1 protein-coding gene is annotated in these 363 nt (G+C 71.3%); it reads left to right on the top strand.

The genetic code is table 11. The features are described from left to right. Window positions 1-363, top strand: a 363-nt coding sequence (locus CF165_RS49805) for an SdrD B-like domain-containing protein (RefSeq protein ID WP_276209786.1), incomplete at both ends; no start/stop codon positions are given.

Below are 363 nucleotides of genomic sequence, written 5' to 3' on the forward strand. Positions count from 1 at the left end.
CAACGGCCTGCAGGACCAGGGTGAGCCGGGCGTGCCGAACGTGCCCGTGGTGCTCAAGGACGGCAACGGCAAGCAGCTCGCCACGACGAAGACGGGCCAGGACGGCAAGTACCTGTTCGACAGCCTGCCCGACGGGTCGTACCAGGTGTGCTTCGACCGTGCCAAGCTGCCGCCGGCCTACGCGGACTGGCTGTGGACGAAGCCGAACGCGGGCGACGACGGCAAGGACTCCGACGCCGACCCGGCGACCGGGTGCACGCAGGTGACGACGCTCGGCCCGGGCAAGCGCGAGGACCTCACCCTCGACGCCGGGATCCGGCCGCCGGACCGGCTGGGTGACTTCGTGTGGGCCGACACCAACGG

The sequence above is a fragment of the Amycolatopsis vastitatis genome, assembly GCF_002234595.1.
Lineage (GTDB): Bacteria > Actinomycetota > Actinomycetes > Mycobacteriales > Pseudonocardiaceae > Amycolatopsis > Amycolatopsis vastitatis.